Annotated in this window: 15 protein-coding genes; 8 read left to right on the top strand and 7 right to left on the bottom strand. The window is 71.0% G+C overall.

Annotated elements, in window-relative coordinates:
* Positions 1-80: 80 nt before the first annotated feature.
* From POL72_RS06525 to POL72_RS06535, 3 genes are all read right to left on the bottom strand, one after another.
* On the bottom strand, positions 81-4,067 hold the full coding sequence (locus POL72_RS06525) for an RHS repeat-associated core domain-containing protein (protein WP_272094153.1): 3,987 nt from the start codon (positions 4,065-4,067) through the stop codon (positions 81-83).
* A 452-nt stretch (positions 4,068-4,519) separates the two neighbouring features.
* Positions 4,520-5,911 carry a hypothetical protein gene (locus POL72_RS06530; RefSeq protein ID WP_272094154.1) on the bottom strand — a complete coding sequence of 464 codons (1,392 nt, stop codon included), beginning with the start codon at positions 5,909-5,911 and terminating at the stop codon, positions 4,520-4,522.
* A gap of 406 nt (positions 5,912-6,317) precedes the next feature.
* The gene (locus tag POL72_RS06535; protein WP_272094155.1) at positions 6,318-9,236 is read right to left on the bottom strand and encodes a DUF4215 domain-containing protein; all 2,919 of its coding nucleotides are present in this window, start codon (positions 9,234-9,236) and stop codon (positions 6,318-6,320) included.
* 551 nt (positions 9,237-9,787) lie between these two features.
* Here POL72_RS06535 and POL72_RS06540 point away from each other — a divergent pair.
* Both POL72_RS06540 and POL72_RS06545 read left to right on the top strand, forming a co-directional pair.
* Positions 9,788-15,535, top strand: a complete 5,748-nt coding sequence (locus POL72_RS06540; protein WP_272094156.1) for a DNA repair ATPase — start codon at positions 9,788-9,790, stop codon at positions 15,533-15,535.
* Between the two features lie 295 nt (positions 15,536-15,830).
* Complete coding sequence (locus POL72_RS06545) at positions 15,831-17,033, top strand: FIST signal transduction protein (protein WP_272094157.1); 1,203 nt, start codon at positions 15,831-15,833, stop codon at positions 17,031-17,033.
* A gap of 373 nt (positions 17,034-17,406) precedes the next feature.
* Here POL72_RS06545 and POL72_RS06550 read toward each other — a convergent pair whose 3' ends face one another.
* Positions 17,407-18,369, bottom strand: a complete 963-nt coding sequence (locus POL72_RS06550) for an L-lactate dehydrogenase (protein ID WP_272094158.1) — start codon at positions 18,367-18,369, stop codon at positions 17,407-17,409.
* Positions 18,370-18,560: 191 nt separating this feature from the next.
* A complete protein-coding gene (locus tag POL72_RS06555) occupies positions 18,561-19,754 on the bottom strand; it encodes a mechanosensitive ion channel family protein (protein WP_272094159.1) in 1,194 nt (397 codons plus the stop codon).
* 83 nt (positions 19,755-19,837) lie between these two features.
* Between POL72_RS06555 and POL72_RS06560 the strand changes: the two genes are divergently transcribed.
* The gene (locus POL72_RS06560) at positions 19,838-20,284 is read left to right on the top strand and encodes a CoA-binding protein (protein WP_272094160.1); all 447 of its coding nucleotides are present in this window, start codon (positions 19,838-19,840) and stop codon (positions 20,282-20,284) included.
* Positions 20,285-20,437: 153 nt separating this feature from the next.
* Here the strand turns inward: POL72_RS06560 and POL72_RS06565 are convergent, their stop codons facing one another.
* The gene (locus POL72_RS06565) at positions 20,438-20,860 is read right to left on the bottom strand and encodes a cupin domain-containing protein (protein WP_272094161.1); all 423 of its coding nucleotides are present in this window, start codon (positions 20,858-20,860) and stop codon (positions 20,438-20,440) included.
* A gap of 254 nt (positions 20,861-21,114) precedes the next feature.
* On the opposite strand from POL72_RS06565, the gene POL72_RS06570 reads away from it, so the two are divergent.
* Complete coding sequence (locus tag POL72_RS06570; RefSeq protein WP_272094162.1) at positions 21,115-22,140, top strand: PA0069 family radical SAM protein; 1,026 nt, start codon at positions 21,115-21,117, stop codon at positions 22,138-22,140.
* Positions 22,141-22,488: 348 nt separating this feature from the next.
* Here POL72_RS06570 and POL72_RS06575 read toward each other — a convergent pair whose 3' ends face one another.
* A complete protein-coding gene (locus POL72_RS06575) occupies positions 22,489-22,863 on the bottom strand; it encodes a molecular chaperone DnaJ (protein WP_272094163.1) in 375 nt (124 codons plus the stop codon).
* Positions 22,864-23,254: 391 nt separating this feature from the next.
* Between POL72_RS06575 and POL72_RS06580 the strand changes: the two genes are divergently transcribed.
* The 4 genes from POL72_RS06580 (at position 23,255) to POL72_RS06590 (ending at position 25,771) form a co-directional block, all read left to right on the top strand.
* The gene (locus tag POL72_RS06580) at positions 23,255-23,530 is read left to right on the top strand and encodes a hypothetical protein (protein ID WP_272094164.1); all 276 of its coding nucleotides are present in this window, start codon (positions 23,255-23,257) and stop codon (positions 23,528-23,530) included.
* Between the two features lie 315 nt (positions 23,531-23,845).
* A complete protein-coding gene (locus POL72_RS06585) occupies positions 23,846-24,358 on the top strand; it encodes a DUF1801 domain-containing protein (RefSeq protein ID WP_272094165.1) in 513 nt (170 codons plus the stop codon).
* 528 nt (positions 24,359-24,886) lie between these two features.
* Positions 24,887-25,093 carry a LysR family transcriptional regulator gene (locus tag POL72_RS51580; RefSeq protein ID WP_373372189.1) on the top strand — a complete coding sequence of 69 codons (207 nt, stop codon included), beginning with the start codon at positions 24,887-24,889 and terminating at the stop codon, positions 25,091-25,093.
* Positions 25,094-25,165: 72 nt separating this feature from the next.
* A complete protein-coding gene (locus POL72_RS06590; protein ID WP_272095917.1) occupies positions 25,166-25,771 on the top strand; it encodes a LysR substrate-binding domain-containing protein in 606 nt (201 codons plus the stop codon).
* Positions 25,772-25,956 lie beyond the last annotated feature (185 nt).

Here is a 25,956-nt window from a genome sequence, read left to right on the forward strand (position 1 = left end):
CTCGTTTTCGAGAAAGGTGCGTGCACGCAACGATAGGCGGTCGCTGAAGAGATCTGACGAAGGTCGTGACATGGTGTGTGTCATGTCCGCGCACGGCGCTGCCATCCTCGCTGAGGATCGAGGCGCCACGTGCCTAGATTGTCAACCCCAGGGACGTCGCCCCTGGGGCGTTGGTTGGCTCTCATGTTGAACTCGGCGGACGGGATGGTCGTAGGTGATGTTGGTCCTTTGCCTTGCGAATTATCGAATCCCGGCGCGATGACCCCTGTGGGTGGCATCATTCCGGCGAGTGCGTAGAGTCGCGGTATCGCCTGAGAACAGTTTGGACACGACGCTCGAGGAACATCGCCTTGATGTGAAGAAATGCCCCCTTCGCGTTCGATCTCGTTCATTGCCGCGCGTAGGTTTTGTCGCCACTTCGGGTCACCCGGCCTGCACGTTCGCGGCTGGTTTCGTTGCTCCCAATCGCTCAAGTGAGCAGAAAGTGCGGCTGGTTCAGCGCAGTGCTCAGGATTCACCCTAGAGCCCGTACCCCGAGCATTGGAAGGCGGCAGAGCCGCGAGAACAGCAGGATGAAGAGCATTCGCGTTACCGCTCATCCCAGTCACGACGGTTCGGTCTCGTCGCATGATCGTCGTTACGCAAGGGCGCAAGCCATCCAGGTCGATGAGGTCGCTCGGCCGTCCATCAGCGTACGTATATGCCTTGAGGCTCCCCTCGATCCCGATCGGCTCCGGGCTGAGGTACTCCCCGGTCTCCGGGTCGTAGTACCTGTGCCCATTGTAGTGGAGCCCGGTCTCCTCGTCGGCGTACTGCCCTGGAAGCCTGAGCGGCGTGATCCTGGCCTGTTCGGCCGGCAGGTCGCCGTAGAGCCCCGCATCGAGCTCCGTCGCGACGCTCCCGTCGCCTTCGAACAGCGCCTCCGGAGAACCGTTCACGCCATGGACGAAGTACCTGGGCGCCCCCGCGGCACCGTCCCGCTGGGCGAGCGGCAGCACGCTCTCCGGCAGCGTGACGTAGCTCCGCTCTTCCACCACGGGCGCCTCCCCATCCCGCGCTCGCTCGCTGCGCTCGTGCACCATGACATCGCCGCGCCAGGCATACCGGGTCACGCTCTCGACCTGCCCTACCCGCGCCACGCGCTTCTCGATCCTGCGGCCGAAGGCGTCATAAGCGAACGAGATCGTCAATCCCTCCGGGGTCCGCGCTGCCATGAGCCGTCCGTCGCCGCTCCAGTCGTATGTCCATGCGAGCTCACGCCGTACCTCCCCCTGGCCGTCCAGCTCGCTCACGCGCTTCCGCACCACATCGCCGCGCTCACTGTACTCGTAGTGCACGGTCTCTTGTCCCGCGGTGCGTGCCGTCAACCGCCCCCCAGGCGCGTACGTACGTCGCTCGCCAGCTCGCTCCATCTCTCCCGCAGCGGTGAAGCGGAACCGCTCCGCGACGCTGCCCGCCTTGCGCCGCTCGACGACGCGGCCGTTCGCATCGCGAAGCAGCTCTCCTACCTTGCCGCCGAGGTCCTCGTCGGTGCGTAGCAGCCCCGCAGGCGACCAAGCATACGTCCTGCGCCACGTCTCGCGTGACGGCAGCGGCCCGACCCAGGCGGGCTCTCCCGGACCGACACGCGGCGCCGTCGGCATGCCGAGCACGCGCTGCCGCTCCATCCACCCCTCCGCGTTGACCTCGGTCGCGATGGCGCCGCCGCCCGGCAAGAGCCGCTCGACCTCGAAGCCGCGCGCATCGTAGGCGAGGCGCAGCGGCGCGCTCTCACCGCCGATCTGCACGGCCACAGGTCGCCCCCTGACGTCGCGCTGCACGCTCATCTCGCCGCCCGGTCCGCGGACGGAGGTGGCCTTGCCCATGGCATCGTAGGTCCACGCGAACGCCGCGAGCACCTGGGCGCCTCGCCGCGTCACCTCGGCCGTCACCCGCCCCCGCCGGTCGTAGGTGTACTCGCACTCGATGTCACCGCTGACCGCGCGCTCGATCCGGCCGAGCGGATCGTACTCGAACACATCCTCCCGCCCGTCGGCTGTGCTCCGCCTCACGAGCCTCCCGAGCGGATCGTACTCGAGATCGACGCTCTCGGAGCCAGACTGCCTCCGGACGATCCTGCCCAGCAGATCGAGCCTGTACCGGATCGCCCGCCCATCGAAGGTCCGCTCGCCGGTGATGCGCCCCTCGGCGTCGCGCTCGATCCGGTGCTCCTCGCCGGCCTCGTTGACGATGCGCACCAGGTCCTGCTCGCGATCGTAGCGGTACCGCACCTTGCTCCCGTCCGGCCGCTCGAGCTCGGTGACGACATGGAAGCCGCCCCAGCGCAGCGTGGTCGTGCGCCCGTCGGCATCGCTGATCCTGCCCAGGTTGCCGTCGACGTCGAAGTCGTAGCGCGTCACCGCACCGCTCGGCCCGAACACGGCCGCGAGCCTGCCGCAGGCGTCGTAAGCGAAGCGGGTCTCGTGCCCGCGCTCGTCGATGAACCCCATCACCCGGCCGAGGAAGTCGTAGCGGATGCGCCGCTCGGCGCCGTCGGGTTCGATGACTCGGATGCGGTTCGCGAGCGCGTCGTACTCCATGCGCGTCTCGCCGCCGTTCGGCAGGGTCGCGCCGACCAGCAGGCCACGCATGTCGTAGGCGAATCCGACGACGAACCCCATGTCGTCGTAGACGGCCACCACATCGCCGCGCGCGTCCCGCTCGTAGCGCGCGCCGCCACCGAGCGCGTCGGTCATGGCCGAGACGAGCCCGCGCGCGTCGTGTTCGTACGCGGTCCTGTTCGCCGCCGGATCGACCTCGGCCAGAACCCGCCCCTCGGCGTCGCGCTCCCAGCGGAAGACCTGCCCGAGCGCGTCCTGGTACGCGCACAGCGCGCCGGCGTCGTCGTAGCCGAACATGTGTACGCCGCCGCCGGCCCCCCAGACCATCCTGTCGAGCTTGCCAAAGGCGTTGCCGTCGACCCTCCGGATGGCGCGCGAGGTGATCACCTCCGTGAGCGCGCCGTCGTGGTGGTCGACCTTGACGTGCAGGAATCCCTTCGCCCGCGAGCCGTCGCTCAAGGCCGTCGGCAAGCCGTCGTCGAGCGCGTCGTTGCCCTCGCGATGGCACCACGCCTCGCTGCAGCGCCCGCCCTTGTAGCGAAGCTCCGCCACGAGCCCGCCGGGCTCCTCCCGCCGCACCAGGCGATGGTCCTCGTCGTAGGCGAAGCGGTGCGCGTGCCCCGCGGCGTCCTCGGCCGCGACGAGGTCGCCGCGCGCGTCGAATGCATACCGCCGCCGTGTCTCCCATCGACCGTGCGCGAACGCGTTCTTGACCTCGAACGCGGCGATGCGCCCGTCGCCGTGCCGCCGCACGCGCACCACGCGGCCCACGCTGTCGATGACCTGCGCCAGGCGGCCGCCGTCGTAGGCGAGCGCGATGGCGTTGTCGTGGATGTCGACGATCCGGCTGAGCAGCCAGCGGCTGCCCCGCGGCTCCGCAAACAGGTACGCCAGCCCCTCGGCCGCGAGCGCGTAGCCCCAGGGATACCGCGTCAGCACCCCGCACGGCAGCCGCGCCGACTCACCATCATCGAGCTTCCGCGACAGCTCCGTCGCCGCCGCGTGCGGCTCCAGCACCCGCAGGCCGCGGCGCCGCTCCTCGATCTGCCACGCGAGCGAGTGCGTCCAGCCGAAGCCGAGGCCGCAATCCTCCTCAATGAGCGCCGAGCTGTAGCTGCGCTTGATCACGAGCGGGACCACGCCGGGCAGCGCGAGGTCGACGACCGCCACGGTGTACACGCGCCCGGTGATCGGATCGACCGGATCGCCCGCATGCGTGCCGCCGCCACCGCCGTGCGTGGGGTTGGGACAACCGCCGCCGCTGCCGGGCCCGCAGCTCCCCGCGTCCTTGCCACCGCCGCGCGCGCCGTTGCCGCCGTTCTTCCCATCGCCGCCTTGACCGTCGCCGCGGCCATTTCCGTTGCGGCCATTGCCCCCTCCGCCGCCCCCGCCGCCGCCAAGGATGAAGACGCCGGGGTTCATGCCGGGGATCACCGCCGCATTCGGAAACGGGGCCGTTCGCGCCATGCGGGCATGCTCCGCGAGAGAAGTGCGGACGGCAACCCGCCCGCAGCTCCTCCACGGTGCTCGACCGCCCCTGACGCGGCGGCGGCAGTCCCCCCACGCGACGCTGCACGCCGGCGCGCGTCTTCCCGCGCGCGCCAGCTTCCCAGGCAGCGGTGGTGCTGTCATTTGCCCAGAGAGGGTTCACATGAAGGCGGTAAGGCGGGAAGATCATTGAGATTTTCTTCCCGCCTTACCGCCTTACCGCCTTCATGTTCAAATGACAGCACTACCCAGGCCGCCCCCAAAGGGCCCCCGACACCACGGCCGGCGGCCCCCGCGGTGCGCTTGGCGCCGAAAACGCCAATCTGGGCTGTCTCCTGTGCGGGAGAGCACCGCTCGGAGACGGTGACGTGGGAGATAGGATGGTAGTCGTCGACCGCTACCGATCTCCCGATGTCATCGTGCCATGACCGCTACTGGTTCCTCGTCACGTGGATCACGGCGGCGAGGCACATCTCGTCGAGGGTGCTCTCGCCGAGGTGCACGTCCACCGGGGCGGGGAGGTGCTGCTCCTTGAGCGCCTTCACGAGGAATGGATTGCTGTTCGAGTTGTCGTAAGTGCAGCGCATCGTCAGCAGATCGCCGCCGCGGAGCCGCGGGAGCTGCTCGACGGGAGCGTCGTAGTAGAACCCGCGCTGCCACGAGAAGTCCCACCTCGGCGTCTGCACCAGGCACTGCTCCTCAGGCGCGCCGGCGGCGCCCTCCTCGCGCCCGAGGGTGACCTTCATGTCCGTGCCGACATAGTGCATGTGCGTGCCCGCGCCGTAGAGGTACACCTCCTTGGCAGACACCGCCGCGGGCAGCTTGAACTGCATCGTCTCGACATGGTCCTTCGCGCCGGCGGGGATCCGGAACTCGACGCCATCCGCGTCGTCCGGCCCGGGGAGGAGGCCGCGCCCCTGCGCGAAGGGAGACTCGAAGTTGCCGATCAGCGCGATGCCCATGAGCCACTCCGGCACGCCCTGGGTGAAGCGCAGCTGGAGGCGCGTCGCGTCGGGCTCGGCGGTCGTCCCGGCCGGGTGATAGTGGACCTGAATCACCAGCCGCGCCCCCGCGGGGAGCTCAGCGCCGATGTTCGGCTCGAGCGCCAAGGGGACCCCCCCCGGCGCCCACGCGGCGACGAGCTCGCCCGAGAACCCGGGGCCGCCAAAGCAGTCGTATCCGCCGTGCTCATCCACGAGCGCATCCGATGCGCCGTCCCTGTCGAGGAACACCAGCGCGTGGTGCACCACCTTGCTGTTGCCCGGCATGAGGTGCACGCCGTTGATGTACCGCGCCTCCGTGAGCCCAGGATCCATCACGAAACACCGGAGCTGATCGGCGTCGCCGCTCGCGACGAACGGCTCCTTCGGCGCGACCTCCAGCTCGACGCCGGGCAGCCCCGCCGCCTCGGCCACGAACGGGGGCGGCGCGTCCGCCGGATCCCCCTCGGGAGCGCCCGAGGCGGCCCACGCCTCGAGGAGCGCTATCTCCTCCTCCGTCAACCGGAGATCGTCCTTCCAGCCGTGAGGAGGCTGGCACTCGTCCGTCTCCATCGCACCCCACGGCGGCATCGTGCGCTCTCGCGCCGAGCGCGCGAGCAAGCTGGCCACGCTGTGCGCGGAACCGTACTCCGTCAGGCTGAACGGGGCGATGTTGCCGGGAGAATGGCAGCTCATGCAGCGCTTCTGCAGCAGCGGCTCGACGTCTCGATGGAACGTCGGAGATGCCGCCGTGGAGCCGGGCGCATCCTCGCCGGAGCACCCGAGAAGGAACCCCGGAAGGACCGCAAGCAACGTGAGCACGCCAGATGTCGAATTCTGCATGGTACCCCTCTTCGATAGCCCGCGTGTTCAATAGTCCCCGTCGCGCCGACGCGGCGCCGAGAGCACGAATGTCCCGCCGCAACACGGCTCGCCAGACGCTGACAGCATGAGCACACAGATACAGTAACACGGCTCCCTCTCCAGCACAGGTGTCCGGAGGCGGAGGATCGGCACGTCGGTGTCGCTCACGGGCAACGTCGTCGCGCGCGGCTGGCACGGTCGGCGCCGCCCTGGGCGACGCCGCCTCGGCGGGCGCCTCGGGCCACGTGTTCTGAGCTGTCGGGACGGCAGCGCGGCGGCCCAGGCGGGCCCCCACGCGAGCACGGCGGCCCAGGCGGTCCTCCACGCGAGCGCGGCGGCCCAGGCGAGCCGCCGCGCTCCCGTCGCCGTCAGGGCTCGCCCTGGATCAGTGGACCTCGTTGTGGCACGTGGCGCTGCAGCCGTCGCCGCTCGCGGTGTTGCCGTCGTCGCACTCCTCGAACGCCGCCTGCCGCACGCCGTCGCCGCAGTGCGGGCCGAACACGCAGCCCGGCGCGCACTCGCCGTAGCCGCCGTCGTTCGCTCCGTCGTCGCACTGCTCGGGCGGCGCCTGGGTCACGCCGTCGCCGCAGCGCGGGCCGTACACGCAGCCCGGCGCGCACTCGCCGTAGCCGCCGTCGTTCGCTCCGTCGTCGCACTCCTCGCCGAGCTCCCGCTGCACGCTCCCGTCGCCGCAGACGGCGCCGATCCGGCAGCCGAGGCAGCCCATGCTGCCGTCGTTCACCCCGTCGTCGCACTCCTCGCCCCACGCGTCCTGGGTGACCCCGTCGCCGCACTTCGCCGCGTCGCCGCACTCCGCTGTGCACCCGCCGTAGCGGCCGTCGTTCACGCCGTCGTCGCACGTCTCGTTGGGCTTTTGGACGACCGCATCACCGCACCGCGGCCCGATCAGGCACTCCGCCGTGCACCCGCCGTAGCGGCCGTCGTTCACGCCGTCGTCGCACTCCTCGCCGAACTGGCTGTCGATCTCCTCGTCCCCGCAGCGGGGGGCCGCCACGCAGCCCGGCGCGCACGCCTCGGAGCCATAGCCCCCCAGGTTCGTGCCGTCGTCGCAGATCTCGTACGGCGAGGTCGTCACCCCGTCGCCGCAGTAGAGCCCCAGCGTGCAGCTCGTGGAGCACTTCCCGTACCCCGGGCCGTTCTCGTCCTCGTCGTCGCACTGCTCGTCGGGCGTGACGATGCCGTCGCCGCACACGGGCTCGCAGACGGACGAGGCCGCGTTGAAGCCGCCGAGCGTCAGCTTGTAGCTCGACGCCGTGGTGTGGCGCTCCGCCTGGAACACGACGACCTCGTAGACGCGCCCCACCGTGAGGCCGAGATCATCCATGAGCACCGTCCCGCGATCGTCCTCGACGCCGGCGACCTCGCCGGTCCCCATCGGGGTGTGGATGCCGCCCAGGTCGATGCGGAGCCGGTTGTTGATGAACACCCAGACGTCGTCGTCCCCGTAGAAATCGAGCCGCTCCCCGCCGCGGTACTCGAACCAATAGCGGACCTCGCTCGTGAAGTAGAAGTTGTGATTGCCCGCCACGGCCCAGTCGTTGAACGGGTCGCGGGCCTCGCGGCTCGCCTCCCGCTGCGCCGTCGGCACCAACGGGTCCTGCCAGCCCTTGCCGTCGAGCGGGAAGAACAGGTGATCCTCGAAGAGGAACACGTCCGACGTCCCGACGCGCGCGAGCGGGAGCCAGTCCACGACCGTCTTCGAGAGGGACGAGTCGTAGTACCAGCGGTTGAAATCCGTGGCGTTCGTGAGGAAGGCGTTCGGTCGCGCCGCGGCGAACTGGGGCTTGTTGTCGGCGCCCAGGAGGGGCTGCACGATGCCCGTGACGATCGCGTCCGGCGGGTTGGAGTCAGGCTCGAAGTTCGGCGCGTCGTGCTTGAAGTCGCGGTACACGATCGGCACGCGGAGCTCGTCGCCGAGGACCGAGTCGTTCCTGCAGCTGTACCCCGGCTCGACCGTGCACGCGGCCGAGCAGCCGTCGCCGCTCCTCGTGTTGCCGTCGTCGCACGCCTCGTCGCCGAGGCGCAGGCCGTCGCCGCAGGCCGACGTGCACCCGCTGTCGCCGCAATCCGGCTCGACCTGGCAGAACGGCGTGCAGCCGTCGCCGAGGTTGGCATTGCCGTCATCACACGGCTCCGAGCCCTCCCTCTTCCCGTCGTTGCAGACGGTAGCGCGGCAGGTGTAGCCGCCGGGCGCGGGCTGGCACACGAGGCCAGGCTCCCACTTGCAGCTGGCGTCGCACCCGTCGCCGTTCCTCGTGTCGCCGTCGTCGCAGTCCTCGCCCGCGACGACGCGCCCGTCGCCGCAGACCGCCGTGCAGCGGCTCCCCGCGCGCGCGCAGTCGAACCCGGCCTCGAGCGCGCAGGTCGACGAGCAGCCGTCGCCCGAGACCGTGTTGCGGTCGTCGCACGCCTCGCCCACGCCGATCTGGCCGTCGCCGCACACGACCGTGAACGTGCAGTGCACGCCGTCCGGGCATTTCCAGCCGGCCTCCACCAGGCAGCTCGGCGAGCAGCCGTCACCCGGCTCCGTGTTCCCGTCGTCGCACCGCTCGGTCGGCCGCAGGCGGCCGTCGCCGCAGCGCTCCACCGGCTTGCACGGCTGCCCGGGGACAGGGCACGTGACGCTGCCAGGGTCCTCCAGCGCGCAGACCTCGGAGCACCCGTCTCCGGACACCGCGTTCCCGTCGTCGCAGCTCTCCCCGCCCGAGACGCGCCCGTCGCCGCACGAGTGGAGCCGGTAACACGGCTCCCCCGGGGTCCGGCAGACCCAGTCGCCCGGCTCCCTCTGGCAGCGATCGTCGCAGCCGTCGCCCGAGGCGGTGTTCCCGTCCTCGCAGCTCTCGCCGGGCTCCACCGCCCCGTTGCCGCAGGCGATCGTCGTGTGACAGAGCTCCCCGGGCTCGCAAACGCAGTACGGCTCCACCTTGCAGGCGCCAGAGCAGCAGTCCCCGGGAAGGCTGTTCCCGTCGTCGCACGCCTCGCTCGCCTGGTTGATCTCGCCGTCGCCGCACGCCGGCTCCACCGCGTCGCACTCCGGCGGAGGATCCGGCGACTCGCAGGGATCGCCCCCGCCGCCGCTCCCGCCCGATCCGACCGTCATGAACCCGCCGAATCCCCCGCTCGTATCCTCGCCGCCGGTGCCCGCGGCCCCGCCGCCGCCCGCACCGCCCACGCCGCCGCCCGCGCCGCCCTCGCCGCCGCCCCCGTCGTCGCCGCCACAGGCGACGAGCGGACCGGCGAGCACGACGAGGAGCACGGAAGTAAGTCTCTTTCCCAAGCCCATCGACGCCACCATCCCAACTTGCTGCAGAAGGTCGCCACGCTGTCCAAGCCACGCCGCGAGGCGCCTCGACCGACGAGGTGCGCTGGAGACGGCGTAAGCGCGCGTCGCACAGGCGCGCGCTCGCATCGACATGTGGGTTGTCCTCGTTCCCGCTCATCGCAACGCAACCACCCCCGTGGAGCAAGCGGATTTCACGGCATGGCCGGTTCCCGACGCGCCGCCCGCCGAGGCGCGACGGAATCGGCGGGCGGCGCGGCGGCGCGGCGGCGCGGCGGCACGGCGGCACGGCGGCGCGGCGGCACGGCGGCACGGCGGCATGGCGGCACGGCGGCGCGGCGGCGCGGAAACGACGGCGGCGTCGCTCGCGCTTGACATCCTCGGAAGACGTCCCGCCGCCAACGCCGAGAACGCCGCCTCGCGGCGGCCCCGCCGCACGGTCGCCATCTCGCCCCCCGGGCGCGGCGAACGGCTGTAACCTGGCCGCGGGCAGGCCGAGGCCCGCGCGGATTCGACGCGGGGGCGGGCCTTTCGGCTGACCACACGGAGCATGCATGGTGTCGACAGGGGCCTTGGACGGCGCGGCCCGGGCGGCGGGGGCGTCCCCGCCGCAGGCGGCGGAGCCGCTGGATGGGGGCAATTACGAGGTCATCCGGCGGAGGCTCGTCGAGCGCGCCGAGGAGCTCGCCCGCCGCGCCGAGGCGCTCAACGCGCGGCGAAAAGAGGTGTTCGGCGGCACGGACCTCGCGCTCCTCGAGAACGCCCGCGTCAGGACCGAGAACAACTGCGTGCCGCGCGACATCGTGAGCATCCGGGGCAAGCTGCTCGTCGGCTACCTCGTGTTCATGGGGCTGAAGGAGGTCAACGTCGGCGACGTCTTCAGCCTCCACCGCTTCGCGAAGGACGGCGGCGCCTTCGACCTGTCCCCCGCGCCGATCGAGGAGGGCGACGCGCTCCTCGGCGACCCCAACTTCGTCAAGGAATTCAAGGACCTCCACCGCTACGTCAAGGAGCCCCGGCTGCTCCAGCTGCGGCGCAGCGACACGCGGCTGCTCGCCATCTTCCAGGTCGGCGCGACCGAGCGCGACACCAAGGTGTTCCGCTGGAGCATCGACGCGACCGGGCGCGTCCGGTACCTCGACGCGCGCGGCGACGAGGACAACGTCCGGCCGCGCGCCCACGACTTCGCCTGGACCCAGGCCACGCGCGACGACCACGTGCAGGGCAAGCACCCGCACGTCGCCGTCCTCGGCGAGATCTTCGTCGAGACGGTCGGCGGCGATCTCACGGTCAAGATCGAGAACAACACGACCACGGGGCTCGGCATCTACCGCGAGCCGGTCGACGACGCGGGCCAGGCGCTCGACGACGCCGACATCCAGTACGCCCGGCTCGGGCCGCTCATCCTGCTCAAGATCAAGCCGTTCCGCGAGCCCTCGTACCGCTACCTCGTCTACAACGGCCGCACCCGGAAGGTGACGCGCATCGACGCGATCGGCCTCGCCTGCCTGAGCCTCCCCGAGGACCAGGGGATCGTCTTCCCGAACGGCTACTACCTCATCACCGGCGAGACGAAGCGCTTCGAGGGCAGCACCGAGAGCCTCGTCTTCGAGCGAGTCATCCGCTCGCCGAACGGGGAAGACGTGCTCTACGTGTTCCACCAGGTCGTCGAGGGGCGCTACGTGCTCTTCCCGTACAACCTGATCCGCAAGGAGATCGCGACGCCGATCCAGTGCCACGGCTACAGCCTCTTCGACGACGGCAAGATGGTGATCTTCCGGGCGTCGGGCGACGAGGCGACCCGCGTCCACCCGATGCAGATCTGGCAGACGCCGTTCATGACCGCGGAGTTCGCGGCGTCGGCGCCGACCGACGGCTCGTACCTCGCGAAGGTGGGCAACGCCGACCTCGTGCGGGGGATCTCCGACGCGCTCAGCATGCGGCGCGCGGCGCTGGACGGGTCGCCGACCCGGCAGACGTACGAGGATCTCATCAAGACCGCCGAGCGGATGACCGACGCCTACTACTGGCTCGGCCACGCCGAGGCGGGCGATCTCCTGTCGGTCGTGGGCGAGCTCCGGGGCGTCTCCGAGAGCATCGTCGACGAGTTCGAGAAGGTCGAGGGCATCAAGGCGCGCGCCGCGGCCGCGCTCGCCGAGACCGAGGCGGCGCAGCGGCAGCTGCTCTCCGGGGTGCGGCCCGAGGACGCGGCGAGCGTCGACGCGTTCCTGCAGGCCCTGACCGCGCTGCGGCGGCAGCGGGGGCACCTCATCACGCTCCGCGAGCTCAAGTACATGGACCTCGGCCGCGTCGACGCGCTCGAGGCCGAGATCGTCGCGCGCGCCGACGAGGTGAGCCAGGCGTGCGTGACGTTCCTCCTCGGCGAGCAGGCGTTCCGCCCGCTGGCCGACCGGCTCGCGGGCCTCATCGCGAAGATCGAGGCGGTCGCGAAGTCGCCCGAGCTCGCGCCGTTCGCCGCGGATCTCGACGCCGTGAACGAGGGGCTCTCGGTGCTCGCCGAGATCGTGGCGAGCCTCAAGGTCGACGACCCCACGGCGCGGACCCGGATCCTGGAGGGGATCAGCGAGGTCTACGCGCAGCTGAACCGCGCGCGCGCGACGCTGAGCGCCCGCGGCAGGGACCTGCGGGGCGCGGAGGGGCGCGCCGAGTTCGGCGCGCAGTTCAAGGTGTTCGGCCAGAGCGTCTCCAGCGCGATCGCGGTGTGCGACACGCCCGAGCGCTGCGACGCCGAGCTGTCGAAGCTGCTCGTCCAGCTCGAGGAGCTCGAGGGGAAGTTCGGCGAGTTCGACGAGTTCCTCGGCGAGCTCGCGGCCAAGCGCGAGGAGGTGAACGACGCGATCGCGGCGCGCAGACAGGCGCTGCTCGACGAGCGGCAGCGGCGCGTCTCGAACCTCGTCGCCGCGGCGGACCGGATCGTCCAGGGGGTGGCGCGGCGGGCGCGCACCTTCGCGGGCGTGGACGAGCTCAACACGTACTTCGCGTCCGACGCCATGGTCGCGAAGCTCCGCGATCTCGCGGCCGATCTCCACGCGCTCGGCGACAGCGTGAAGGGGGACGAGGTCGAGGCGCGGCTCAAGTCGGCGCGGCAGGACGCGCTCCGGGCGCTGCGCGACCGCGAGGACCTGTTCGAGGGCGGCGGCGACGTCATCAAGCTGGGCCGCCACCGCTTCAACGTGAGCACGCAGGCCCTGGAGCTCACGCTGGTCCCGCGCGGCGACGGGCTCGCGCTGCACCTCACCGGGACCGACTTCTTCGAGCCGATCGAGGACCCGGCGCTCGAGGGCGCGCGCGATCTCTGGGGACAGGAGCTCGCGAGCGAGACCCCCGAGGTCTACCGCGGCGAGCTCCTCGCGGGCTCGATGCTCGCGGACGCGGAGGCGGGGCGAGGCGGGCTCTCGATCGAGCGGCTGCGCGAGGCGTCGCTCGGCCCTGGCGGCCTGCTCGGCGCGGTGCGCGCGTACGCGGAGGGCCGGCACGACGAGGGCTACGAGCGCGGCGTCCACGACGCGGACGCAGCGCTGATCCTCGAGAAGCTGCTCGCGCTGCGGTCCACGGCGGGGCTCCTGCGCTTCGGCAGCGCGCCGCGGGCCCTCGCCTGCCTGACCTGGGCGGGGCTCGACGCGCGCGCCCGGGACCTCGCGCACCGGCGGGCGCGGAGCCTCGGCCGGCTCGCGGCGCAGCTCGGCGAGAGCGAGGCGCGGGCGGCGCTCGCGGCCGAGCTCGCGCAGGGCGTGGCCGCGGCTGCGGCGGCCCACCGGATCGAGGCGAGCGCGGCGGACGTGCGCGTGGCGGCGCGGTACCTCGTGGAGGAGCTCGCGGCGGAGCGCCCCCGGTTCGTGACGAGCGACGCGGCGCTCTCGCTGCGGGATGCGCTGCTCGCGCGCCTCGACCTCGCGGGGGGCCGCGCGGCGTTCGAGGAGGACCTGCGGCAGCTCGAGAAGCACCCGGCCGAGCGCCTGGAGCTCGCGCTCGCGTGGCTGCGCGGGTTCGCCGCGGTCAACGATGGGGGCTCGCCCGGCAAGCCGGGCTCTGCCCCCAAACCCTTGGCCAACGATGGGGGCTCGCCCGGCAAGCCGGGCTCTGCCCCCAAACCCTTGGCCAACGATGGGGGCTCGCCCGGCAAGCCGGGCTCTGCCCCCAAACCCCCGGCCGCGCTTGCCCACCTCGCGCTCGAGGCGGCGGTCGTCGTCGTGACGGAGCGGCACATCGAGCGGGAGCCGAGCGCGGCCGTCACCGAGGCCCGCGTCGAGGGGCTGCTCGGGCAGCACCCGCGCATCAAGGAGCGCGCGATCGCGCTCCGGCTCGACGAATTCCTGAGCAGGATCGAGGACTTCCTGCACGAGAGGGCGCCGCGCTACCGCGCCTACAGGAAGGTGCGGAGCGAGATCGCGGAGCGGGAGCGGAAGCGGCTGCGCCTCGAGGAGTTCGCGCCGCGGGTGCTCACGTCGTTCGTGCGCAACCGGCTCATCGACGAGGTCTACCTGCCCCTCGTCGGCGCGAACCTGGCGAAGCAGCTCGGCGCCGCGGGCGACGTGAAGCGCACCGACCTGATGGGCATGCTGCTGCTCATCTCGCCGCCGGGCTACGGCAAGACGACGCTGATGGAGTACGTCGCGAGCAAGCTCGGCCTCGTGTTCATGAAGGTGAACGGGCCGTCGCTCGGCCACGAGGTGACGTCGCTCGACCCGGCCGAGGCCCCGAACGCGACGGCGCGCCAGGAGGTCGAGAAGATCAACCTCGCGTTCGAGATGGGCAACAACGTGATGCTGTACCTGGACGACATCCAGCACACGAACACGGAGCTGCTCCAGAAGTTCATCTCGCTCTGCGACGGGCAGCGCCGGATCGAGGGCGTGTGGCGGGGCCGGACGCGGACGTACGACCTGCGCGGCAAGAAGTTCTGCGTCGTGATGGCGGGCAACCCGTACACGGAGTCGGGCGCGCGGTTCCAGATCCCGGACATGCTGTCGAACCGGGCCGACACGTACAACCTCGGCGACGTCCTCGACGGCAAGGAGGCGCTGTTCGCGCTGAGCTACCTGGAGAACGCGCTCACGTCGAACCCGACGCTCGCGCCGCTCTCCGGGCGGGCGCCTGGCGACACGCACAAGCTCATCCGGATGGCGCAGGGCGAGGCCATCGCCGCGACGGAGCTCGAGCACGCCTACTCCGCGGCGGAGGTCTCGGAGATGGTCGCCGTGTTCGAGCGGCTCTTCCGGGTGCAGAAGGTGCTGCTGTCCGTGAACCTCGAGTACATCCGGAGCGCGTCGCAGGACGACGCCTTCCGGACGGAGCCGCCGTTCAAGCTGCAGGGCAGCTACCGGAACATGAACAAGCTGGCCGAGAAGGTCGTGGCGGCGCACACGCACGAGGAGGTCGACCGGCTCATCGACGATCACTACGTGAGCGAGTCGCAGACGCTGACGACGGGCGCCGAGCAGAACCTCCTCAAGCTCGCCGAGCTGCGCGGCCGGATGACGCCGGAGCAGGCCGCGCGGTGGGACGAGATCAAGAAGGGCTTCGTGCGGATCAAGCGCATGGGCGGCAAGGAGGACGACCCGGTCGTGCGCGTGACCGGCACGCTGTCGATGCTGGGCGAGCAGCTGGAGGGCATCCGCGGGGCGATCGGGAAGGCGGCCGCGGTGGCGCAGGCGGGGGACGCGCGGGCGCGGGAGATGAAGCAGTGGCTCGCGCCCGAGATGGAGCGGCTCTCCGCGGCGCTCAAGGGGGCGGCGCAGCCGCGGGTCGACGTGAAGGTCGAGACGGATCGCTCGGTGTCGGAGTTCGTGGGGCACCACCTGTCGCTGGTGGAGCGGCTCGTCGCGCCGCTCGCGAAGGCGACGACGCAGAGCGCGTTCGGCATCCGGGCGATCGAGGCGCAGGTCTCGGAGCTCGCGCAGGCGCTCCGGTCGCTCGAGGAGAAGGTCCGCGCGCCGCGCCCGCAGAGCCAGCCGCCGCCGCCGCGCTTCGAGGCGCGGGTCGGGGCGGCGTCGCCGGCGAACTTCTACCGGACGGCGCCCGCGGCCGACGTCGTCGACCACGGCGGCATCTTCGTGCCGACCTTCCGGCCGCCGCCGGCGCGCGGGACGACGGTGGCGCTCAAGATCCCGTTCGCGGAGGGCGGCGAGATCGACGCGGTGGGGGTGGTCGAATGGACGCGCGAGGCAGAGGAAGAGGGTCCGCCTGGGTTCGGGGCGCGCTTCGTGCGGCTCTCGGGCGAGCAGCGGGAGCTCGTGGAGGGGTTCGTGCGGCAGCGGGAGCCGATGCTGCTCGGCATGTGAGCGCGCTCGCAGAGACGGCGCTCGAGCGCTCGCCTGGTGATGCCGACGCCGCGCTCGCGCGCGCAGGGCGGAGCAGGGCGCCGTGCGCCGGCGCGGAGGTATGCGGCCCGAACACAGCATCCGAGCTGAGCCGATGCTCGTCCCTCGAACGAGCGGCCGCGCGCGGCGGGCGCCCATCCATGAGGAGTGGAGAGGCCTCCCTCGTGCGTGATATCACCGTCCGGTCGCGGTTCGTCGGTGATGGCCTGGATCCGAAGCCCGCGCTCCGGCGCCGGGCACGCAGGAGCTTCAGCGCATGAAGATGATGACCCTCGGACCCTTTGACGGGAACGCGTGGCTGCTCGGCCGGAAGATCGAGCGGACGGTCGCGGAGTGGAAGGAGCCCGCGCGGCTCGCGATCGTGGCCATGCCGAGCGGGGCGAAGCACGAGGACTACCTCGCCGCGGTCGAGGACGCGACGGGCGTTCCGGTGGTCGGAGCCACCACCGGCGGCGCGTCGTTCACGGAGCGCGGCTTCAGCAGGAGCGGGGTGACGTGCGCGTTCCTCGGCGGAGCGAACATCGACGTGGCCTGCACGGCGGCGCGCGAGCTGCGCTCGGATCACGCCAAGAGCATCAGGGCGGCGCTGAGCGACATGGACGAGGCCGTCTCGAGCGGCAGCGGGCGGAGCGGGGCGACGAGCTCGATCCTGGTGCTGGCGGACGCGTTCGCGTGCGACGGCGACGATCTGGTGGCCGCGCTCCGCCAGGGCGTGCCGCCGCACACGCGCGTCTTCGGCGGGACGGCGGGCGACGGGTGGACGTTCGAGGGGGCGCGGGTGTTCCTGGGCCGCAAGGTGCTGACGGACGCGGCGGTCCTCGTGCGCCTGACGCACCGGCAGCGGGTGAACATCGACGTGGTGCACGGGTTCCGCGCGGCCGAGGGCGGGCGGGATTTCACGATCACGGACATCGAGCGGAACGTGCTCAGGACGCTGGACGGACAGCCGGCGGCGCGTGTGTACGAGGAGGAGCTCTCGCGGCTCGGCTTCCGTTCGAGCGGCGAGGGGCTGCTCCAGACGATGGCGAAGCACGCGCTCGGGGCGAAGACGCCGTTCGGCGAGGCGCTGAAGATCAGGTCGCCGATCGCGATCCGCGGGGACGGCGCGGTGGTGCTGACCGGGGGGCTGGCGCGCGGGCAGGTGGTGCGCGTCGTGAACGCGGCGACCGACGCGGTGCTCCAGGCGGCGAAGAGCCTGTCGACGAAGGTGCTGGGGCCGCTGCCCGGGGTGGCCGGCTCGCTGGTGTTCGACTGCGCGGCGCGGTTCCGGATGCTGGGTGAGCGGTACCGCGAGGAGGTGCGGGCGTTCCTCTCGCCGAACGCGGCGTCGAACCCGATGTTCGGGATGGCGTGCTACGGGCAGATCGCGAAGTTCGGGGGGAGCGTCGAGGGGTTCTACAACACGAGCGCTGTCATGGTGGCGTGGGGGGAAGCGGACCAGGGGGCTGCTGGCGGGTGAGCTTGGGAAGAGGCGGGGCGGATCGTTGGGCGGGGCGGGGGCTTTGCTGAGCTGACCGGCCCGAGGAGAGGCAGCTCGTCGCGCGGAGTGGGGGCCCCGCCGAACTCGCCTGAGCCATCTCTCATCCGGCTTCGCCGGATGAAAGATGGCTATTGGGCTCGAACATCGGCCCGTCCCCCACTCCGCGCGACGAGCTGCCTCTCCTCGGGCCTACGGCCTTGCCCATGAGGGCGAACGCGCTGGTTTGCCACGGATGAGCAGACGAGAGGGGTTGGTCGACAGACGGACGATAGACGCCTTCGAGGGGCACGGGCGATTGGGCCCGACGGGAATCACGGGGCGCGATGGCAGTCGCGGCACACCCGGGGTCGCCTCAGAATCCTAGCGATCGGATCGCCTTGCGGATCGTGTCCGCGCTGGCTCGGAGGCCGGCCTCCTCCTCGGGGTTCATCGGTATGGGCAGCAGCGACTCGACGCCGGACCGGTTCACGATGCACGGCACGCTCAGGCAGACATCGTCGATCCCACGATAGCCGCTCAGCAGGCCGCTGACGGGCAGCACGCGGTGCTCGTCGCGGAGCAGGGCCTCCAGGATCTTGGCGGTCGCGAGGCCGATAGCGTAGTTCGTCGCGCCCTTGCCGGAGATCACCTGGGCGGCGGCGTTCTTCACGTTGGAGAAGATCTCCGCCCGCTCGGTCGCGCCGAGGTGGCCGTGGCCGGGCACGGACCACGCGTCGAGCGGGATGTTCGCCACGTTCGCGCTGCTCCACAGCGGCACCTCGCTGTCCCCGTGCTCTCCCGCGATGTACGCGTGGACGTTCTGCACGGCCACGTCGAGCTTCCTCGCGATGAGGAACCTGAAACGGCTGCTGTCGAGCACCGTGCCGCTGCCGATCACACGGGCGGGCGGGAGGCCTGTCAGCTTGAGCGTGACATACGTGATCACGTCGACCGGGTTCGTGACGAGCAGGTAGAGCGCGTCCGGCGCGACGGCCTGGAGCCTCGGCAGGAGCTCGCGGCATATCGCGACGTTCGCGGTGGCGAGGTCCATCCTGCTCTGCCCGGGCTTCTGCTTCGCGCCGGCGGTGATCACGACGACGTGCGCCCCGCGGCAGACCTCGACATCGTCGCTGCCATCGAGCGTGGCCACCGGGACGAACTGCAGCCCATGGTTGAGGTCGAGCACCTCGGCGTCGACCTTGGCCCGGTTCGTGTCGAACAGGGCGACCTGCTTTGCCACGCCGCGGATCAGGCACGCATAGGCGATCGTCGCCCCGACGCTGCCAGCACCCACGATCGCGACCTTGCTGGGAGAGACGGACTGGTGATCAGGCATGCCGCCGGGGTACCGCGGCGAGGCGGCTGCACCAAGGCAAATCAGGCCGCTGAGCCCGCGCGGACGCGGCGGTGATCGCCCGACGGCGAGGCGGCTGCACCAAGGCAAATCAGGCCGCTGAGCCCGCGCGGACGCGGCGGTGATCGCCCGACGGCGGGGCGGCCCGCGCCACGACCTGAGCCCGCGCGGGCTCAGAGGTGAGCGTCCGGCGGCGGGGCGGCCGGCGCCACGACGATCGCCGCCAGGACCGCCGGCGCCGCCCTCGGGTCGGCCGCGGGCCCAACGGCGCCCGCGGCGGCCCCTGCGGCGCCCTCGGCGGGCCCTGGGGCGCCTGCCGGGGGCCGTATCTCGACGGCGAGGGCCGGCTGCGCCGCGGCGGGGCTGAGCGCCACGCCCTCGTCGCGGCACGCCCGGAAGAACGCCTTCATGACCTCGGACTCCAGGAGATCGTGGCGCTCGAAGTCGGCGATCCAGAACTTGATGACGTACCGCTGGAAGAGCGGCGTGACGGAGGCGAGCCAGAGCCTGGGCGCGGGCTCGCGGAGCACCTCGGGCACCTCGCCGCAGGCGCGCTGGGCGGCGCGCTCCACGGCCTCGGGGGAGGCGCCGAGCGCGACGAGCATCTCGATGTTGCGCGCGCAGTTCCGGTCCGGCGCGCAGAAGTTCTGCACGCGCGCCTTGGCGATGATCGAGTTCGGCAGGATCACGACGTCTCCGGAGAACGTCCTCAGGCGCGTGGAGCGCCATCCCACGTAGATCACCTGGCCCTCGACCCCGTCGACGAGGATCCAGTCCCCGACGCCGAACGAGCGCTCGGAGTGCAGGGCGAGCCCGGCGAAGAGGTTGCCCAGGGTGTCCTGCAGCGCGAGGCCGAGGACCACCGTGATGACGGTCGAGGTCGCGAGCAGCGGCACGAGGTCGACCCCGGTGACCGCGCCGACGATCGAGAGGCCGGCGACCAGGTAGAGGATCGTGAGCAGGAGGTGCCGCACCAGCGCCGGGAGCAGCACCTTCCGGCGCTCGGCGAGCCAGTAGTCGATGATCAGCGTCTCGGCGATCTCGATGGCGAGGTACGCGGCGAGGGTGAGCTCCAGGAGGAGCACGCCCTTGTGGAGCGTGGGCAGCTCTCCCCCGCGAAGGGAGATGAACGCGTGCATCGCGAGCAGCGCGACGAGCATGCGCGCCGGCAGCCGCATGCGGCGGACCAGGAGGTCGTCCAGCGACGTCTGCGTGGCGCCCGCGAGGCGGGAGAGCGAGGCGAAGACCAGGCGGTAGGCGAAGAAGCCGAGCGCGAGGACGGAGGCCGAGAGCGCCAGCGCGACGGGCAGCGAGGCGGGAGAGCGGATGAGGTCGGCCCAGAGCGCGGGGAGCCGGTCGAGGTTCACGCGGCCGAGTCTGCCACAACTCTGCCGCGACCCGCGCGCGGGGATCTGTCGCCGAGCGGCGCCCTGGGGCGTAGACTCCCTCCATGGACGACATTCGCGATATCAGCCACGACGAGGCCCGGGTGGCGGAGCTGGTGCGCTCGGCGCGGCGCGTCGCCGTGCTCGGCATCAAGACCGAGGCGCAGTCGGATCAGCCTGCCTTCTACGTGCCCAGCTATCTGCAGGGCGCGGGCGTGGAGGTGATCCCGGTCCCTGTCTATTACCCTGACGTGAAGACCATCCTCGGCCAGCAGGTCTATCGCCGGGTGGCCGACGTGCCGGGCCCCATCGACATCGTCGATGTCTTCCGGCGGGGTCAGGACGTCACCGGGCACCTCGACGACCTGCTCGCCGCCCGGCCGCGCGCCGTCTGGCTGCAGAGCGGCATCCGGAACGACAAGGTGGCCGAGCGGCTGGTCGAGGCAGGCATCCTGGTCGTGCAGGACCGCTGCCTGATGGTGGAGCACCGCCGCCACGCAGGGCGGAGCTGAGGCGAAGAACGTCGTCGAGGACATCGACCTCCTCCGCGACTCCCATCCACGTCGTTCTGCGGCAGCCCGGTGAGGCTCGGCCCCGGAATGTTTCTGCGGCAGCCCGGCAAGGCGCGGCCCCGGAACGTCGAACTCGGGCTCGCCGCGGGGCGACTACACCGCTCGGTGCTGCGTCCCCTTGCCGTACGTGATCGCCACGAAATCCCCCGGTTCGTGGACGATCATCCGGTGCCACACCCCTTGCGGCACCGTGCACGCGGTCCCTGCGCGCAGCGCGACGACCCGCTCGCCGCCCTGGTCCTGCAGCACCACGTCGATCGAGCCCGAGAGGAGGTACAGGATCTCGTCCCCGGCCGGGTGCATCTCCCACCGGGCCGTGTCCTCGGCCATGTGAAACCTCGTCACGAGCCAGCCATCCACGCGCTTGACCCGCCGGATGTCGGCGCCCGTCGGCTCGTCGGACATGAGCTCTTGCCAGAACGTCGGCTTCACATCGATCTGCAGCGCGTCCCCGCCCTCCGCGAGGTGCAGGTAGGTGCTGCGGAGATCGAACCCAGGCTGTCTCGGCTCGGCCATATTTCCCTCCCCCGTCTCGACTGAGGGCGTCCATGCCAGCAGGGCTCCCCGACCGCGTCAATCCGCTCTTCCCAGCGTCCCACCGTCGCCCCCCCCCCCGGACGCACGCCCGGCGCAGCCGGTGCGTCCCAGGCGCCCCGGCGGGGCCCGCCGGGCTCTACTGAACAAACGCTCCCATCCTGACCGGGACGCGCTACACTGCGCTCGCAGCGCTCGCCTCGTCGCCCGGAGCACTCCGCACCATGCCGCGCCCCGTGAACAACCCTCCGAACCCGTGGTCGTCCACGCAGGTCGAGTACCTCGAAGAGGCGCCCCCGGCGACGCTGCAGATCTTCGAGGAGCAGGCCCGCTCCATCGTGGCCGCGAACGACAGCCCCGATCTTCCTTTCCGGTACAGCGTCAACCCGTACCGGGGCTGCCTCCACGCGTGCGCCTACTGCTATGCCCGGCCGTCGCACCAGTACCTCGGGTGGGGCGCCGGCACGGATTTCGACCGCAAGATCGTGGTCAAGTCGAATGCGCCCGAGCTGCTCGAGAAGGAGCTCAACAAGCCGAGCTGGCAGGGAGACACGATCGTGTTCTCGGGCAACGTCGATTGCTACCAGCCGCTCGAGGCGAGCTACGAGCTCACCCGCCGCTGCCTCGAGGTGTGCCTCACGTTCAGGAACCCGGTCGGGCTCATCACGAAGGGCGCGCTCGTGCGGCGCGACGCCGCGTTGCTCGGCGAGCTGGCGCGCCGGGCCCGCGCTCGGGTCCACTTCAGCATCCCGTTCGCCGACGACGCCGTGGCGCGCAAGATGGAGCCGTATGCGAGCCGCTCGTCGCTGCGCTTCGCGGCGATGCGGGCGCTCTCCGACGCGGGGGTGCCGACGGGGATCTCGCTGTCGCCGATGATCCCCGGCCTGAACGACAGCGACGTCCCGGAGCTCCTGGAGCGCGCGCGGGACGCTGGCGCGGAGAGCGCGTTCATGATGCCGCTGCGCCTGCCGCGCGAGGTGCTCCCGGTCTTCGACGAGCGCCTCGAGGAGGCCTTCCCGGACCGCGCCGCCAAGGTCCGCCGCGGCATCCAGGAGATGCGCGGCGGCAAGATGAACGAGGCCGCCTTCGGCGCGCGCTTCCAGGGAGCGGGCCCGCGCTGGGCGGCGATCCAGCGGCTCTTCGAGGTCCACTGCCAGCGGCTCGGGCTGAACCGGGCGCGCGTGGGCGACGCGGCCGACGAGGCGGAAGAGCGCTCGACGTTCCGGCGGCCGAGCCGACAGGGGACGTTGTTCGACCTCTGAGCGCGGCACGAGCGGCGCGGTGCTTGCCGACGGGCATTGGCGGTTGGCAGTGCCGGCGCCGAGGTATGCGCGCCACGGCCACGCGCCCGAGGCGGGCACCGCGGCGGCGGACAGCGAACGACAGTGCTCGTCGGCGCCTGCGAGGCCATCGGTGCCCGAAGGCGAGCGGCGGAAGTCACCGCCGGTCGGCAGGCCAAGGAGCGCTATCCAAACCGGCCAGCCGGAAACGTGCATTGTCTGAGGGTATCTCAAGGCGGCAGGGCCGGAATCCTCTCTGTCGCCGGCGCCTTGACTTGTCGTGACGTAGCCACCACCCGAGGACGGGTGCTCGCGGCAGCCCTTCGCCGATCACGATCCGGGCGGACGGAGCTGCTTGCGGACCTTCTTGATGAATGTCTGGGTGCACTTTCCGTGGGTGGCCTCATGCTCCACGATCTCGAGCGTGAGCTTGGTCTTCGTCCCGCTGGAGAGATGTGCAGCCGCGTTCACCTCCCTGGCGAGCTGGATGCCTTCCAGCGACGCAGGTCCCTGCTGCTTCTCGACGGCCGCTGCCTTGTTCGGCTGCCGGTAGTGCGAAGGCTTTGTCTTGGTGACGTCGCGGAAGCCGGTGTCGTCCGAGCGCCGGCCGGTGCCGTGGCAGCCCGGGCAGCTGGCGGTGGTGCCGGAGAACGAGTTGGCGATGCGGCCGTCGCCGCCACAGATGCCGCAGGATTCAGCAGCCATGAGCCTGGCCCTCGGGTCGGGGCAGGTGCTTCGGGTCCTTCATGCCCGAGAGCATACAGCCGATCGTGGCTCGTGGAAGCTTCGCCTGGGGCGGTCCTCCATTTTATGCGTCGCGGCTGTCCTCCGCGTCGCGCGGCGTGAGCGAGATCTGCGTCGCCTGGCTCGTAGACGGGGCGGACGATCTGATCGTGGTCGGCGACGTCGCGCCGCGCCGTCGCGGCGGTGACGCGCTAGTCCCGCGAAAGAGAAGGGCGCGCACACGCCGTGATCGAGGGGTTCGGCGGGGCTCGGCAGCATCGGCAGCCTGTCGATGCCGACGGTCCCCTCGGCGAGGTCTACGGCTCGGTGACCGTGGTCGTCGCAAACGAGGGCGGGGCCGACCGGCGGCAAGATGAACGAGGCCGCCTTCGGTGCGCGCTTCCAGGGAGCGGGCCCGCGCTGGGCGGCGATCCAGCGGCTGTTCGAGGTCCAATGCCAGCGGCTCGGGCTGAACCGGGCGCGCGTGGGCGACGCGGCCGACGAGGCGGAAGAGCGCTCGACTTTCCGGCGGCCGAGCCGACAGGGAACGCTGTTCGACCTTCGAGGGTGGCGCTCGATGCCGGGAGGCGAGGACCACAACACCGTGATCATGGTGCCAGACCGCAGGATCGTGCGAAGCAGACGTTAGTACACGCCGTTGCGCTTGAACATGGCCGGCGCCTCACGCCACGAGCCGGCCCAGAGGATCTGGACCAGGCTGGTCACGTTCAGGTAATCGGACGTCAGGCGTTAGATGTGCAGATCGGAGTTCTCGCGCGCGGCCGAGATTATGTAGGCCGTGCCGTCATCGGCTGATGAGCGGGTGCGGCGGTTTCGCCTTGACATCCTCGAGTCGGTTCGTCTTTTCTAACGCTGAGCGCGTCCGATCATGGCTGTCGGGTCACGCGAGATCCCGTGAAAGGGCGCTGGAGCTCGGGCCATCGAGTCAGGCGTACAACACATCATGAAGCGCACAACCGAGAAGCCGAGCAAGCCGCGCGCGAAGGCGCAGAAGGCGTCGCCCGAAAGGCGCGAGCCTCGGGAGGCCCCCGGAGCGCCCGCCGCGCGCGCCACGCCCACCGAGCCCGCCGACGCGCAGGAGAGCCCGGCCGTCGTCGCGTTCCTGCGCGAGCTGGATCATCCGCTGAAGGAGGCGATCATGGCCCTCCGGCAGATCATCCTCGGCGTCAGCCCGGCGATCCGCGAGGAGATCAAGTGGAACGCGCCGAGCTTCCGGACAACGGAGCATTTTGCCACGTTCAACTTGCGCGCAAAGGACCGCGTCCGGCTCATCCTTCACCTCGGAGCCAAGGTGAAGGACACAGCGGCGAAAGGGCTCGAGATCGCGGACCCGGCTGGCTTGCTGGAGTGGCTTGCCAAGGATCGCTGCCTCGTGACGTTCAGCGACGGAGAGGACGTCCAGGCGAAGCGGGCGGCGCTGGAGTCCGTGCTGCGCGCCTGGCTCCGATGGATCTAACCCCTGCGCTGGTAGCGGGCGAGCGGGGCCGAGCGTGCCTGTCCGCAGCGGTGCAGCGCGAGAGCACCCTGGATGACTGACGAGCGGCCTCGGCCGCCGCTACTGGCCCAGCGGCGGTGCGCAAACCTGGGTGGGTCGCGACAGGCTCATCCGACGAGCTCTCGCAGCTCCTCGAGCCCTCCACCTGGAAGTCCTGCATCGACGATCTGCTGCAAGACATGCCCTTTCCCCGAAGTGCCAGATGAATAGGTGACAGAAGAAGAGCAGGCCGATGCAGGTGTGGCGGGGTACCAGCGTGCGGGATTTGCATCACGGGATTCCGCAGCAGGTTCGACGCGTCGCCGGTGTCAAGGCAGATGCCGCACGCTCGGCACCCTGCGCTGTTGAGGCGTGCAGCTGGCGCTCACCACCCGGGGAGAAAGAAACTCCCCCAGGACGGCGCCCGGGAGCCGCCATCTTCCTGGCGCTGCTCAGCCCCGGCTCCCCGTCCTGGTACGCGGCCGGGGTCCGGATTACGTTGTGTTCGCGATGGACAGCGTCAGTTCCCTCAACGTCTTCGTTCAGGTTGTCGACAGCGGAAGCTTCGTCGCAGCCGCTCGCGTCCTCGGCATTTCTGCGTCCGCTGTCGGGAAGAGCATTACGCGCCTCGAGGAGCGCGCGAGCTTCCGGCTGTTTCATCGAACCAGCCGCAGCCTGCGACTCACGCCGGAGGGAGCGCGCTTCGCTGCGCGTTGACGGCGTATCCTCGCCGAGATTCAGGCGGCCGAAGCGGAGTTCGCGGCGGCCACGACGGCTCCCACGGGACTGCTGCGGGTAAGCCTTCCACTCGTGGGCGGTCCCTTCCACTCGGCGGTCGCCGACTTCCACGAAGCGCATCCAGCCATCGATCTCGAGCTGGATTACACCAACCGGAGCGTCGACCTCGTACGTGAGGGTTTCGACGCGGCGATCCGGTGGGGTCCCCTCCACGACTCGATGCTCAAGGCGCGATCGCTCGGCTCCTACCGGTGCGTTCTCGTCGGCTCGCCCGCTTACCTCGCCCAACGCGGGACGCCGCGCCGCCTCCGCGATCTCCGTGAGCACGACCTTCTCCAGCTACGCCTATCGAACAACGGGCAACGAAAACCTCTGGGCTATCTCGGCGCACACCGGGAGAAGGTGGAGTGCGCGCGCACGCCGGTCGTCGCCAACAGGGTCGAGGCGCTCGTGGATTTCGCCGTTCGCGGCCGCGGTCTCGCCTACGTCGCCGACGTCTTGATAAGAGATGAGCGCGCTCGAGGAGCGCTCGTCACGGTTCTCGAGGAGCAGATCGGACACTCGACGCCGGCGCATCTGATGTGGGCGCCAGGCAAGCACGTGTCGCCGAAGCTGCGCGTGTTCATCGACTGGATGGCGAAGCACTTCACTCGTTGACGGGAGCTCGACTTTGCAAGGCGGCGCGTTGAAGACCCACATGCCCCACGGCCCCGATCACGTGAGGAGCCCTGGTCGGCTGGCGCTCGACGCGAAGGCGTCGCGCCGGCGCGGGTTCCTTCGACACCCGGCGGCAGAGGGTGCCCCTGCGGTCCAGGCCGTTCACCTCGCGTTGGCCGTCGCAG

Origin of the sequence: Sorangium aterium (assembly GCF_028368935.1) — a bacterium.
In the GTDB taxonomy this organism is placed as follows: Bacteria; Myxococcota_A; Polyangia; order Polyangiales; family Polyangiaceae; genus Sorangium; species Sorangium atrum.